This is a genomic window from Limnohabitans sp., from assembly GCF_044361985.1.
In the GTDB taxonomy this organism is placed as follows: Bacteria; Pseudomonadota; Gammaproteobacteria; order Burkholderiales; family Burkholderiaceae_C; genus Limnohabitans_A.
The window spans coordinates 1-13196 of the sequence record NZ_JBIKHV010000012.1 but is presented as its reverse complement, the minus strand read 5'-3'; the positions used below and the strand labels follow the sequence as shown (position 1 = coordinate 13196).

Genomic DNA, 13196 nt, shown 5'->3' with positions numbered 1-13196 from the left:
CGGGGTCAGCGGGCCAGCACTTAAAATACTTCTCTTCCATGCCCGCGCTTTCATTCCAATCCGTTTCCAAAACTTACCTGGCCAAACAGGCCGGTGCAACCGCGTTCAAAGCACTCGACCAAGTCAGTTTTGATGTGGAAGAAGGTGAATTCTTTGGCCTGCTGGGTCCAAATGGCGCTGGCAAGACCACCTTGATCAGCACCCTGGCTGGCTTGACCCGACCCACAGAGGGGCGCGTACTGGTGCATGGCTGCGATGTTCAGACCGAATACGCCACCACCCGCCGCTTGCTGGGTGTGGTGCCTCAAGAGCTTGTTTTTGACCCGTTTTTTACTGTGCGCGAATCCTTGCGTATCCAGTCTGGCTATTTTGGTGTCAAGAAAAACGATGCCTGGATTGATGAGTTGCTAGACAGTCTGGGCTTGGCCGACAAGGCGGGCTCCAACATGCGCCAGTTGTCTGGCGGCATGAAGCGAAGGGTGCTGGTAGCGCAAGCCCTGGTGCACAAGCCGCGGGTGATTGTGCTGGACGAGCCTACGGCCGGTGTCGACGTCGAATTGCGCCAGACGCTGTGGCAGTTCATCGCCAAACTCAACAAGCAAGGCCACACGGTTTTGCTGACCACCCATTACCTCGAAGAAGCCGAAGCTCTTTGCGGACGCATCGCCATGCTCAAACGCGGTCAGGTGGTGGCTTTGGAGCGCACTTCGGATTTGTTGCGTGCAGCCACCAGCCAGGTCTTGCGATTCAAGCTGGATGGCGAGTTGCCACCCGATGTGGCGGCCATTGCCCGCGTCACGGGCCGAATTGTCCAATTGCCGGTGCACAACGCCCTGGAAATTGAAAACCACTTGGCCACCCTTCGCTCAGCGGGCCTGGTGGTCGAAGATGTTGAAATTCGCCAAGCCGATCTGGAAGACGTGTTCCTTGAAGTCATGAACCGAAAAGGGCTTGCCGCATGAGCAACACAGAGTCTTCTCCTGTCACCAAGCCCGCCACCTTGGACCGTGAGCCACTGGCCGTGATGGCGCGCAGCGGGTTCATGTTGGGTTGGCAAACACTGCTTTACAAGGAAGTGCTGCGGTTTTGGAAAGTGGCGTTCCAGACAGTCGCTGCCCCTGTGCTCACCTCGGTGCTGTACATGCTCATCTTCGGCCATGTGCTGGCAGACCATGTCAAGGTCTACGACCAGGTGCCCTACACCTCTTTCCTGCTTCCCGGTCTGATCATGATGGGGGTGTTGCAAAACTCTTTTGCCAACAGCTCATCGAGCTTGGTGCAAAGCAAGATCATGGGCAGCCTGGTCTTTTTGTTGCTGACGCCGCTGTCGCATCGCAGCTGGTTTGTCGCCTACGTGGGCTCTTCGGTGGTGCGTGGCCTGGCGGTGGGCTTGGGCGTCTTCGTCATCACCGGCTGGATGGTGAACATCAGTTTTGTTTACCCGCTCTGGATTCTGGCCTTTGCCTTCATGGGTGCCGCGATGATGGGGGCACTGGGGGTCATCGCCGGATTGTGGGCTGAAAAATTCGACCAGATGGCCGCGTTTCAGAACTTCATCATCATGCCCATGACGTTTTTGTCAGGGGTGTTTTACTCCATCCATTCGCTGCCGCCTTTTTGGCAAAAGCTCAGCCATCTGAACCCGTTTTTCTACATGATCGACGGTTTTCGGTATGGCTTTTTTGGCCAAAGCGATGTTTCTCCCTGGATCAGTCTGGCCGTGGTCGCCACGGCATTGGTCTTGGTCAGCAGCCTCACCCTTTACCTTTTGCGCACCGGCTACAAAATCCGGAGCTGAAACCCCATGAATGCAGAGCAACTTCAAGCCATCATTGCCGCAGGTCTCGATTGCACCCACCTCGAAGTGGACGGTGATGGCCGTCACTGGAGTGCTGTGGTCGTGTCCGAAGCCTTTGCCGGCATGCGCCCCATCGCACGCCACCAACGTGTCTATGCCACCTTGGGCCAAAAAATGCACACCGACGAAGTGCACGCCTTGTCGATGAAAACCTACACGCCTGCCGAGTGGGCAGCCCAAGCGCACTGAACGCACAAGAACGTACCCATGGACAAACTGATCATTCGTGGCGGCAAGCGCCTGCAAGGCACGCTGGAAGTGGCCGGCGCCAAAAATGCCGCCTTGCCGGAGTTGTGCGCGGCCTTGCTCAGCGCCGAGCCTGTCACGCTGGCCAATGTGCCCCGCCTGCAGGATGTGTCGACCATACTCAAGCTGATCCGCAACATGGGCGTGAGTGCTGAGCACCATGAAGACGGCCGCGTCATCCTTGATGCGGGCGGTTTGAATAAGCCTGAAGCGCCTTACGAACTGGTGAAAACCATGCGGGCCTCGGTGTTGGCGCTGGGGCCCTTGCTGGCGCGTTTTGGCCAAGCCAAAGTGTCCTTGCCCGGTGGCTGTGCCATCGGCTCGCGCCCGGTAGACCAGCACATCAAGGGCCTGCAGGCCATGGGTGCCGAGATCGCGGTGGAGCATGGCTACATGCTGGCCAGCCTGGCGGCAGGCCGCACCCGGTTGAAGGGTGCGCACATCACCACCGACATGGTCACCGTGACCGGCACCGAGAATTTTATGATGGCAGCGGCGCTCGCCGAAGGCGAGACCATTCTTGAGAATGCGGCACAGGAACCTGAAATCCCTGATTTGGCCGAGATGCTGATCAAGATGGGCGCCAAGATCGAAGGCCATGGCACTCGCCGCATTCGCATCCAGGGTGTGGATCGTTTGCAGGGCTGCGAGCATCAGGTGGTGGCAGACCGCATTGAAGCGGGCACCTTTTTGTGCGCTGTGGCCGCGACGGGTGGTGATGTGGTCTTGCGTCATGGTCGTGCCGATCACCTGGAGGTCGTGATCGAAAAATTGCGCGATGCCGGCGTGACCATCGAGGTGGGTGAGGGTTTTATTCGGGTCAGGTCTGCTGGCCGTCTGAAAGCCCAGAGCTTTCGCACCACCGAATATCCTGGCTTTCCGACCGACATGCAGGCCCAGTTCATGGCGCTCAACTGCATTTCTCAAGGTACCAGCAAAGTGACTGAAACCATTTTTGAAAATCGATTCATGCACGTCAACGAACTGGTGCGCCTGGGTGCGCACATCCAGATCGACGGCAAGGTGTCGGTGATCGAAGGCGTTGAAAAGCTATCGGGTGCCACCGTGATGGCCACCGATTTGCGAGCCTCTGCCAGCCTGGTCATTGCGGGCCTGGTGGCCGATGGCGAGACGACCATCGAGCGGATTTACCACCTGGACCGCGGCTATGACCGGATGGAGTTGAAACTGCGCGGCCTGGGCGCCGACATTGAAAGAGTGAAATGATCACCCTCGCCCTGTCCAAAGGACGCATTTTTGACGAAACCCTGCCGCTGCTGCAGGCCGCTGGCATCGAGGTGCTCGAAGACCCCGAGAAGTCCCGCAAGCTCATCTTGCCCACCAACCAGCCCCATGTGCGTGTGGTGCTGGTGCGTGCTACCGATGTCCCCACCTATGTGGAATATGGGGGGGCCGACCTGGGTGTGACCGGTCTGGACACGCTGATCGAGCACGGCGGTCAGGGCCTGTACCAGCCGCTGGACCTGAACATCGCCAAATGCCGCATGAGCGTGGCGGTGCGGGCCGACTACGATTACGCCCGTGCTGTGCGCACCGGCTCGCGCCTCAAAGTGGCCACCAAATACACCACCATTGCCCGTGACTTTTTTGCCACCAAGGGCGTGCACGTGGACCTGATCAAGCTCTACGGCAGCATGGAACTGGCACCGTTGACGGGGCTCGCCGATGCGATCGTGGACCTGGTGTCCACCGGCAGCACACTCAAGGCCAACCACCTGGTTGAGGTTGAACGCATCATGGACATCAGCTCTCGCTTGGTGGTCAACCAGGCTGCGCTCAAACTCAAGCAGGCACCCATCCGCGCGATCATTAACGCCTTTGCTGGTGCGGTGAAGAAAGATTAAAAAACATGGGTCTGCAAGCCAAACCATTGCAACTGAACACGGGCGACGCCGGTTTTGAAGAGGCCTTTGCGGCACGCCTGCATTGGTCTGCCGAGACCGACGCAGCCATTGAGCGGCGCGTGGCCGACATCCTGGCGGATGTGCAGCAGCGCGGAGACGAGGCGGTGCTGGAGTACACCCAGCGTTTTGACGGCCTGCAAGCTGCCGACGTGAAGGCCTTGGAAATCACCCAGGCCGAACTGCAAGCCGCGCTGGAGAGCCTGCCCGCGGCACAGCGCGATGCTTTGATCGCGGCGGCTGCCCGTGTCCGCACCTACCACGAAGCGCAAAAAAAAGCGTCTGGTGAGAGCTGGTCGTACCGCGACGAAGACGGCAATCTGCTCGGCCAAAAGGTCACGCCAATCGACCGCGTGGGCATCTACGTGCCAGGTGGCAAGGCGGCTTACCCCTCATCGGTCCTGATGAACGCGATCCCTGCCCATGTGGCGGGGGTGCAAGAGATCATCATGGTGGTGCCAACCCCTCAGGGCTTGCGCAACCCGTTGGTGCTGGCCGCCGCTTGTGTGGCGGGTGTGAGCCGCGCCTTCACTGTGGGCGGTGCCCAAGCGGTGGGCGCATTGGCCTACGGCACAGCCACCATTCCCAAAGTAGACAAGATCACTGGCCCCGGCAACGCTTATGTGGCCAGTGCCAAAAAACGTGTGTTTGGTACTGTGGGCATTGACATGATCGCCGGCCCCAGTGAAATTTTGGTGCTGGCAGACGGCACAACGCCTGCCGAATGGGTGGCGATGGACTTGTTCAGCCAGGCCGAGCACGACGAGTTGGCACAAAGTATTTTGTTGTGCCCCGATGCGGCCTATATCGCTCAAGTGCAAGCTGCGATAGACCGTTTGCTGCCCACCATGCCGCGCGCTGCCATCATTGCCAAGTCGCTCAATGACCGGGGTGTCATGATCCACACGCGCAGCATGCAAGAGGCTTGCGCCATCAGCAACCGCATTGCCCCTGAACACCTCGAAGTCTCTAGCCGCGACCCGCACCAGTGGGAGCCACTCTTGCGCCATGCCGGGGCGATCTTTTTGGGGGCATTCACCAGCGAGTCTTTGGGCGACTACTGCGCTGGGCCGAACCATGTGCTGCCCACCAGCGGCACTGCGCGTTTTTCTTCACCTTTGGGTGTCTATGACTTTCAAAAGCGTTCCAGCCTGATCGAAGTGAGTGAGGCGGGCGCCCAGTCATTGGGCCGAATTGCTGCCGAACTGGCCTATGGAGAAGGCTTGCAAGCCCATGCCCGAGCTGCTGAACTGCGCCTGAACCCTGTGCCGCCAATGAGAGAAGCCCCATGACCGTCAGCCCAAAATTGATGCAACGTATTCGCCAGGACGTGCAGTCCATGCACGCCTACGCCATCCAGGATTCGGCGGGCATGGTCAAGCTCGATGCGATGGAAAACCCATACCGCTTGCCGACCGACTTGCAAATAGCCTTGGGCAAACGCCTGGGTGCCTTGGCTCTGAACCGCTACCCCGATGGCCGTGTGAACGACTTGCGCCAGGCGCTGGCCAGCTACGCGGCCATGCCCGAAGGCTTTGACATCATGCTGGGCAATGGCTCGGACGAATTGATCTCGATGCTGGCGTTGGCTTGTGATGTGCCAGGCGCTGCCATTGTGGCGCCCTTGCCGGGCTTCGTGATGTACGCGATGAGCGCCCAGTTGCAGGGCGTGGCCTTTCATGGTGTACCGCTCACAGCCGACTTTGAGCTCGATGAAGCCGCCATGCTGGTCGCCATTGACGCGCACAAGCCGTCCATCGTGTACCTGGCCTACCCGAACAACCCCACGGGCAACCTGTGGAACGACGAGGTCATCGAGAAAATCATTCTGGCCCAAGGCGCGCAAGGTGGCCTGGTGGTGATGGACGAGGCCTACCAGCCTTTTGCCAGCAAAAGCTACATCGACAGAATCACAGGCCACGGGCATGTGCTGCTGATGCGTACGCTCAGCAAATTCGGCCTGGCTGGTGTGCGCCTGGGTTACATGATCGGCCCCAAGGCCTTGGTGGCCGAGATCGACAAGGTCCGTCCGCCCTACAACATCAGCGTGCTCGATTACGAATGCGCCTTGTTTGCTCTGGAACATGCCGAGGTCTTTGCTGCCCAAGCCAAAGACCTGCGTGAGCAGCGTGCGCGCTTGCAAAAAGAGCTGGCAAATTTGCCGGGTGTGACACCCTTTCCCAGCGAAGCCAACATGATTTTGGTGCGCGTGCCCGATGCGGCCAAAAGCTTTGACGGTCTGAAGGCACACGGTGTGCTGATCAAGAACGTTTCTAAAATGCACCCATTGCTGTCCAACTGCCTGCGCCTGACCGTCGGTACGGCGCAAGAAAACGACCAGTTACTGGCCGCCTTGAAAGATTCACTATGAACCGCCCCGCTGACCGTACTGCCGATGTTTCCCGCCAAACGGCGGAAACGCAAATCCGTGTTGCCCTGAACCTGGACGGCTCAGGGCAGTCCAAACTGGCCACTGGGATTGGTTTTCTGGACCATATGCTGGACCAGATTGCGCGCCACGGCCTGATCGATCTGGACATCTCTTGCCAGGGTGACCTGCACATTGATGGCCACCACACCGTGGAAGACATCGGCATCACCCTTGGCCAGGCTTTTGCCCAGGCCATCGGTGATAAAAAAGGCATTCGCCGATATGGCCACGCTTACGTGCCGCTGGATGAGGCCTTGAGCCGCGTGGTGGTGGACTTTTCGGGCCGCCCCAGTTTGCACATGGATGTGAAGTTCACCTCGGGGTCTCTGGGCGCTCTTGACACCCAATTGGTGTACGAGTTTTTTCAGGGCTTCGTGAACCACGCACTGGTCACGCTGCACATTGACAACCTCAAAGGCGTCAATGCACACCACCAGTGCGAGACCATCTTCAAGGCTTTCGCCCGCGCTGTGCGCGCTGCACTCGAACTCGACCCGCGTTCGGTGGGCGTCATTCCGTCGACCAAAGGCAGTTTGTAATGCCCCCACGCGCAGCACTTCACAGGGGTGAGCCCGCTGAAGGGCCGACATGACCGCCAATCGCGTTGCTGTGGTGGACTATGGCATGGGCAACCTGCGATCGGTGGCACAGGCGGTGATCCATGCTGCGTCCAGCGTCGACCACGCCGAAGTCACCGTTACCTCGGACCCGCAGGTGGTGCGCAACGCGCACCGTGTGGTCTTGCCAGGGCAGGGCGCCATGCCCGACTGCATGCGCGAATTGCGCGAGTCGGGTTTGATGGGGGCTGTACTCGAAGCCGCCGCCAGCAAGCCCTTGTTTGGTGTGTGTGTGGGCATGCAGATGTTGCTGGAGCACAGCGACGAGGGCAACACCCCTGGCCTGGCTCTGATCCCTGGCAAGGTGATCAAGTTCGAGCTGGCAGGGCAAATTCAACCCGATGGCAGCCGTTACAAAGTGCCGCAAATGGGCTGGAACCAGGTCTGGCAGACGTCCCCCGATACGCAGCTTGCGCACCCCCTGTGGCAAGGCATTGACGACGGCAGCTGGTATTATTTTGTGCACAGCTTTTATGCCCAGGTGGCTAACCCTGTGCACTGTGCCGCCGAAACCGATTACGGCGGCCGCTTTGCCAGCGCGATTGCACGTGATAATATTTTTGCCACCCAGTTTCACCCCGAAAAAAGTGCGTCCCAAGGCTTGGCTTTGTTCCGCAATTTCCTCCACTGGCAGCCTTGACTGGTTTTCACTGCCGTTTCTTTCACCTGCTGTTAATTTGCCATGATTCTGATCCCCGCTATTGACCTCAAAGACGGCCACTGCGTTCGCCTCAAGCAAGGCGATATGGACCAAGCCACGACTTTTGGGGAAGACCCCGCTGCCATGGCCCGCAGCTGGCTCGAAAAAGGCGCCCGACGCTTGCACCTGGTCGATCTGAACGGTGCATTCGCTGGCAAGCCACAAAATTTCAGCGCCATCAAATCCATCCTCAAGGCGGTGGGCGACGACATCCCGGTGCAGCTGGGTGGCGGCATTCGTGACTTGGATACGATTGAAAAATACATTGACAGCGGCTTGCGCTACGTCATCATTGGCACGGCGGCCGTGAAAAACCCCGGCTTTTTGAAAGACGCTTGCACTGCGTTTGGCGGTCACATCATCGTCGGGCTGGACGCCAAGGATGGCAAGGTTGCCACCGATGGTTGGAGCAAGCTGACAGGTCACGAGGTGGTGGATCTCGCCAAGAAGTTCGAGGACTGGGGCGTCGAGTCCATCATCTACACCGACATCGGTCGTGACGGCATGCTCAGCGGTATCAACATTGACGCCACCGTCAAGCTGGCGCAAGCCCTCACCATTCCCGTCATCGCTTCGGGCGGCCTGTCCAACATGACCGACATCGAGCAACTGTGCGCCGTGCAAGACGAAGGTGTGGAAGGTGTGATCTGTGGCCGTGCCGTGTATTCGGGCGATCTTGACTTTGCGCTGGCCCAGCAACGTGCCGATGAGCTTAACGGCTGAACATGAGCACGGGCGCCACCAGCCGTGAGCTTGACTTTGCAGGACTGCCCGCCACCGAATTGCTATTGCCTTGTGGTGATCGTGTGGTCGTGGCCCACCACGGTGCGCATGTGTTGTCCTGGCTGGCTGGGGGGCGTGAGCGCCTTTACCTGAGTCCTCAAAGTGTGATGGACGGCCATGCTGCCATCCGGGGCGGTATTCCGGTTTGCTTTCCCCAATTTAACCAGCGCGGTGACCTGCCCAAGCACGGCTTTGCGCGCCATCTTTGCTGGACAACCCAGCCTGTCCGGCTGGCGGCCGACCAGGCGCACCTGGCACTGCGTTTGAGTGACAGCGTCAGTACGCGCCAGTGGTGGGGGCAGGCCTTTGAAGCCCTTTTGTTGATTGACTTGACACCGGGTGACTTGCAAGTGCAATTGGTGGTGCGTAATACCGACAGCAAACCGCTTTGCTTTACTGGCGCACTGCACACCTATTTCTCCGTCAGTGATTTGGCCCAGACCCGCTTGCTGGGGCTGGGCGGTCACGCCGAATGGGATGCAGTGACAGACCGTCACGCCTCAGGGGCACCCGAATTGCGCTTCGTGGGTGAATTTGACCGTGTCTATGCCGCCTCCGATGCGGGCTATGTATTGCACGACGGCCCGCACAGGCTTTCCATCCAGCAAGACCAGGCCTGGGCCCAGACCGTCGTCTGGAATCCGGGGGCTGCGAAATGTTCAACGCTTGTCGACATGCCTGCAGAAGCTTGGCAGCACATGCTGTGTGTCGAAGCCGCGCAGGTGTTCGAGCCTGTTCGGTTGCAAGCAGGTGATTTTTGGCAGGGCGGACAGCGCCTGTCCGTGGTGTAAGGTGCGTACTTGTCGCGTATGCTTTCACAACGCTTTCACCAAATTTCAACGCACAACGATTTTTCCATGCTTGCCAAACGCATCATTCCTTGCCTTGACGTGACCGGTGGTCGCGTGGTCAAGGGCGTCAACTTTGTCGAACTGCGCGATGCCGGAGACCCGGTCGAAATCGCTGCCCGCTACAACGAGCAGGGCGCCGACGAATTGACTTTTCTGGACATCACAGCGACCAGCGACGGCCGCGACGTGATCTTGCACATCATCGAAGCCGTGGCCAGCCAGGTCTTCATTCCGCTCACCGTGGGTGGCGGTGTGCGCACCGTTGAAGACGTGCGCCGCTTGCTCAATGCCGGGGCTGACAAAACCAGCTTCAACTCGGCTGCGATCAGCAACCCACAGGTGATCCGCGATGCCTCGGCCAAATATGGCGCGCAGTGCATCGTGGTGGCCATCGACGCCAAACGCCGCAGCGCAGAGGACGAACAGCGCATCGGCGCGCATGGTTTGCCCATGGGCCCCGGCTGGGACGTATACAGCCACGGCGGCCGCAAGAACGTCGGCCTGGACGCCGTGGCCTGGGCCACCCAAATGGCCGAGTACGGTGCGGGTGAAATACTGCTCACCAGCATGGACCGCGACGGCACCAAAAGCGGATTTGACCTGCAGCTGACCCGCGCCGTGAGCGAGGCGGTCAGCGTGCCCGTGATCGCTTCGGGTGGCGTGGGCAACCTCGACCACTTGGCCGACGGCGTGAGCTTGGGTGGGGCCGACGCCGTGCTGGCCGCCAGCATTTTCCATTATGGTGAATACACTGTGCAACAAGCCAAAGCGCGCATGCGCGAACGTGGCATACCGGTGCGACTGTGAACACGAACTGGCTCGACACAATTAAATGGGATGACCAAGGCCTGGTGCCGGTCATCGCTCAGGAAAAAGACAGCGGCGATGTGTTGATGTTCGCCTGGATGAACCGTGAGGCCCTGCAAAAAACGGCCGAGCTCAAGCGCGCGGTGTATTTCAGTCGATCGCGCAACAAGCTCTGGTTCAAGGGCGAAGAGTCGGGCCATGTGCAGACGGTGCACGACATCCGCACCGATTGCGACAACGATGTGGTGCTGCTCAAGGTGACGCAATTGGGCCACGAGCCGGGCATTGCCTGCCACACGGGCCGCCACAGTTGCTTTTTTCAGAGTCTGCAGCCAGAAGGCTGGCAAGCGATCGAACCGGTCCTGAAGGACCCCGAAACCATATACAAATGACTGCCATGAGCCCTAATCCCACCTTGGCCCCGAGCACCGACGACACGCTGGCACGGCTTGCGGCCATCATCGAAACCCGCAAAGTGGCGAATGGCGGCGACCCCGAGAAAAGCTATGTGGCGCGCCTTTTGCACAAAGGCCCTGATGCATTTTTGAAAAAAATCGGCGAAGAAGCGACCGAAACCGTGATGGCCGCGAAAGATGTCGACCATGGGGGCGATGCCTCCAAGCTGGTCTATGAAGTGGCCGATCTGTGGTTCCACAGCATGATCGCCCTGGCGCACTATGGCCTCAAACCCGCTGACGTGGTCAATGAACTGGCCCGTCGTGAAGGCCTGAGCGGGCTCGAAGAAAAAGCCTTGCGCAAAGCCACCGAACGCGAGCGCCTGGGCGAATAAGCCATGAACGACCAACCCCTGGACGACAGCACCCAGACCATCAGCTGGGTAAGCTACATCCTGCACCTGCTGGTGGCCGTCAGCGCCATCGTCCCCGGGGCGCAAATGGGCCCGGCTTTGTTGGTGGTCGCGCTGGTCATTGATCTGGTCAAAAAAGGCGATGCGCGCGGCTGGGAGGCCACGCATTTTGGTTTTCGCATTCGTACCGTGCTGTGGGCGGGCTTGCTCTATCTGCTGACTTTGCCCTTGTGGTTTTTCTTTGTTTTTCCTGGATGGCTGGCCTGGGTGGCCATCTCCATCTGGTTTTTGTACCGCATCGTGTTGGGCATGGTGCGCCTGAACGGGCAACGCCCCGTGACGGACTGAAGCCTGCTGATTTTTTTACCTGATTTCACCATGACCGACGACCACTGCCTTTTTTGCAAAATCATCGCGGGCAAGATCCCTTCGCGCAAAGTCCATGAAGACGACCATGTGTTCGCCTTCCATGACATTGCCCCTTGGGCACCGGTCCATTTTCTGATCATTCCCAAGTTGCACATCCCCTCGATGGCGCAACTGGCGCCCGAGCATGCGGCCTTGATGGGGCATATGATGACTTTGGCCCCCAAATTGGCCTTGCAAGAGGGTTGCACCCCTTACCCGGAAGGCGGTTTTCGCATTGTGGTCAACAACGGCAGCGAGGGCGGACAAGAAGTGCACCACTTGCACATGCATGTCATGGGGGGTCCGCGTCCTTGGTTGCGGGCCTGATGCGGGCTTGAAATCAGGGCTTTGTCCCTCAAATCCTTCATTCATCAGGGCCGAACCTCAGAGGGGGGTCGATCCCCTTAGAATCCGAGCATTAACAGGAGATTTTCATGGGTACTTTTTCCATCTGGCATTGGTTGATCGTGCTGTTGATTGTGATCATGGTGTTCGGCACCAAAAAGCTCAAAAATATGGGTTCTGACTTGGGTGGAGCCGTCAAAGGCTTTAAGGATGGCATGAAAGAGGGCGGCACTAAAGGCGATGAGGCAGCGCCCGTTGCAGGTCAGGTGACGGCCTCTACACCTTCACAAGCTGAAAAAACCACCATTGACGTCGAAGCCAAGACGAAGTCTTGATCTTTTGAACGACTGAACGCTTCATTGTGCTGGATTTAAGTTTTTCCAAAATGGCGCTGATCGGGGTGGTGGCGCTGATTGTCATCGGTCCCGAAAAGCTGCCCAAAGTGGCGCGTACGCTGGGCGCTTTACTGGGCAAAGCCCAGCGCTATGTGGCCGATGTCAAAGCCGAGGTCAACCGGTCCATGGACCTGGAAGAACTCAAAAAAATGAAAGAGACCATGGAGACGGCGGCTCGAGATGTTGAGCAGTCGGTTCAAACCACGGCCTCTGATTTTGAAAAAGACTGGGCAGACACGACGGCGGGGTTGGGCACTGATTTGCCTGCCCTTGAGCCACCGCCACCTTATTACGTCCGCCCTGCCAAAAACTGGCGTCTGAAGCGCGGTGCAATGCCTCAGTGGTACAAAGCCCGTTCCGGGGTTCGCACCAAAGCCTTGTCGGGTGCTGCCCGCGTTGCCCGTTACCGGCCCAAGCCTCTCAATTCCTTTTGACTTTGGCGCGATTGTTGCGCGCCCGTTTGACTGACCCATCCAATGTCTGAAACCCCTTCCCAGCCCGACGACGAACTCAAAGGTTCAGAGCAACCTTTTGTGGCGCATTTGATCGAGTTGCGAGACAGGTTGATGTGGGCCGTCGCTGCGGTAGCTGTTGCCGCGGCTGCCTTGGCGATTTACCCAGGGCCCGGCAATCTCTACGACATTTTGGCTGCGCCATTGGTGGTGCATTTGCCCAAAGGGGCAACGCTGATCGCCACCTCGGTCATCTCGCCTTTCATGGTGCCCCTCAAAATTTTGCTGATGGCCGCATTCCTGATCGCACTGCCCGTGGTGCTTTACCAGGTGTGGGCCTTCATTGCGCCAGGCCTTTACGCCCACGAGAAGAAACTGGTGATGCCTCTGGTGGTGTCCAGCACTTTGCTGTTTTTCATTGGCGTGGCTTTCTGTTACTTTTTTGTGTTCGGTCAGGTGTTCAGCTTCATTCAGAGCTTTGCGCCCAAAAGCATCACCGCCGCACCTGACATCGAGGCGTATTTGAGCTTTGTGTTGTCCATGTTCCTGGCCTTTGGTCTGGCTTTTGAGGTG

Annotated in this window: 19 protein-coding genes; all 19 read left to right on the top strand. The window is 58.7% G+C overall.

Going from position 1 to position 13196, the window contains the following annotated elements; translation table 11 throughout:
• Window positions 1-38: 38 nt before the first annotated feature.
• Window positions 39-962, top strand: coding sequence for an ABC transporter ATP-binding protein (locus ACIQ3A_RS04215; protein WP_396430508.1), 924 nt, complete (start codon window positions 39-41; stop codon window positions 960-962).
• Between the two features lie 80 nt (window positions 963-1042).
• The gene (locus ACIQ3A_RS04210; RefSeq protein WP_396430550.1) at window positions 1043-1798 is read left to right on the top strand and encodes an ABC transporter permease; all 756 of its coding nucleotides are present in this window, start codon (window positions 1043-1045) and stop codon (window positions 1796-1798) included.
• Window positions 1799-1804: 6 nt separating this feature from the next.
• On the top strand, window positions 1805-2047 hold the full coding sequence (locus ACIQ3A_RS04205) for a BolA family protein (protein WP_396430507.1): 243 nt from the start codon (window positions 1805-1807) through the stop codon (window positions 2045-2047).
• An 18-nt stretch (window positions 2048-2065) separates the two neighbouring features.
• On the top strand, window positions 2066-3331 hold the full coding sequence (gene murA / locus ACIQ3A_RS04200; protein WP_396430506.1) for a UDP-N-acetylglucosamine 1-carboxyvinyltransferase: 1266 nt from the start codon (window positions 2066-2068) through the stop codon (window positions 3329-3331).
• Entirely contained in the window at window positions 3328-3969 is a 642-nt protein-coding gene (hisG, locus tag ACIQ3A_RS04195; RefSeq protein WP_396430505.1) for an ATP phosphoribosyltransferase, read from the top strand. The genes murA and hisG overlap by 4 nt, the downstream gene beginning before the upstream one ends.
• Window positions 3970-3974: 5 nt before the next feature.
• A complete protein-coding gene (gene hisD, locus ACIQ3A_RS04190) occupies window positions 3975-5318 on the top strand; it encodes a histidinol dehydrogenase (protein ID WP_396430504.1) in 1344 nt (447 codons plus the stop codon).
• Entirely contained in the window at window positions 5315-6397 is a 1083-nt protein-coding gene (gene hisC, locus ACIQ3A_RS04185) for a histidinol-phosphate transaminase (RefSeq protein ID WP_396430503.1), read from the top strand. The genes hisD and hisC overlap by 4 nt, the downstream gene beginning before the upstream one ends.
• Window positions 6394-6996 (top strand): imidazoleglycerol-phosphate dehydratase HisB, encoded by a 603-nt coding sequence (gene hisB, locus ACIQ3A_RS04180; protein ID WP_108407453.1) that lies wholly within the window; start codon window positions 6394-6396, stop codon window positions 6994-6996. The genes hisC and hisB overlap by 4 nt, the downstream gene beginning before the upstream one ends.
• A 49-nt stretch (window positions 6997-7045) precedes the next feature.
• Window positions 7046-7714, top strand: a complete 669-nt coding sequence (gene hisH / locus ACIQ3A_RS04175) for an imidazole glycerol phosphate synthase subunit HisH (RefSeq protein WP_396430502.1) — start codon at window positions 7046-7048, stop codon at window positions 7712-7714.
• 42 nt (window positions 7715-7756) lie between these two features.
• A complete protein-coding gene (hisA, locus tag ACIQ3A_RS04170) occupies window positions 7757-8497 on the top strand; it encodes a 1-(5-phosphoribosyl)-5-[(5-phosphoribosylamino)methylideneamino]imidazole-4-carboxamide isomerase (protein ID WP_396430501.1) in 741 nt (246 codons plus the stop codon).
• 2 nt (window positions 8498-8499) lie between these two features.
• On the top strand, window positions 8500-9348 hold the full coding sequence (locus tag ACIQ3A_RS04165) for a D-hexose-6-phosphate mutarotase (protein ID WP_396430500.1): 849 nt from the start codon (window positions 8500-8502) through the stop codon (window positions 9346-9348).
• A 66-nt stretch (window positions 9349-9414) separates the two neighbouring features.
• Window positions 9415-10215, top strand: a complete 801-nt coding sequence (gene hisF / locus ACIQ3A_RS04160; protein WP_396430499.1) for an imidazole glycerol phosphate synthase subunit HisF — start codon at window positions 9415-9417, stop codon at window positions 10213-10215.
• On the top strand, window positions 10212-10607 hold the full coding sequence (hisI, locus tag ACIQ3A_RS04155) for a phosphoribosyl-AMP cyclohydrolase (protein WP_396430498.1): 396 nt from the start codon (window positions 10212-10214) through the stop codon (window positions 10605-10607). Before hisF ends, hisI begins: the two co-directional genes overlap by 4 nt.
• A gap of 5 nt (window positions 10608-10612) precedes the next feature.
• Entirely contained in the window at window positions 10613-11005 is a 393-nt protein-coding gene (locus ACIQ3A_RS04150) for a phosphoribosyl-ATP diphosphatase (RefSeq protein ID WP_396430497.1), read from the top strand.
• A 3-nt stretch (window positions 11006-11008) separates the two neighbouring features.
• On the top strand, window positions 11009-11371 hold the full coding sequence (locus tag ACIQ3A_RS04145; RefSeq protein ID WP_396430496.1) for a DUF4870 family protein: 363 nt from the start codon (window positions 11009-11011) through the stop codon (window positions 11369-11371).
• Window positions 11372-11401: 30 nt separating this feature from the next.
• Entirely contained in the window at window positions 11402-11758 is a 357-nt protein-coding gene (locus tag ACIQ3A_RS04140) for a histidine triad nucleotide-binding protein (RefSeq protein WP_396430495.1), read from the top strand.
• Between the two features lie 107 nt (window positions 11759-11865).
• Window positions 11866-12111 carry a Sec-independent protein translocase subunit TatA gene (gene tatA, locus ACIQ3A_RS04135; protein ID WP_396430494.1) on the top strand — a complete coding sequence of 82 codons (246 nt, stop codon included), beginning with the start codon at window positions 11866-11868 and terminating at the stop codon, window positions 12109-12111.
• A gap of 26 nt (window positions 12112-12137) precedes the next feature.
• Window positions 12138-12605 carry a Sec-independent protein translocase protein TatB gene (gene tatB, locus ACIQ3A_RS04130; protein ID WP_396430493.1) on the top strand — a complete coding sequence of 156 codons (468 nt, stop codon included), beginning with the start codon at window positions 12138-12140 and terminating at the stop codon, window positions 12603-12605.
• Window positions 12606-12647: 42 nt separating this feature from the next.
• The coding region (tatC, locus tag ACIQ3A_RS04125) for a twin-arginine translocase subunit TatC (protein WP_396430492.1) at window positions 12648-13196 on the top strand (549 nt) is incomplete at its 3' end.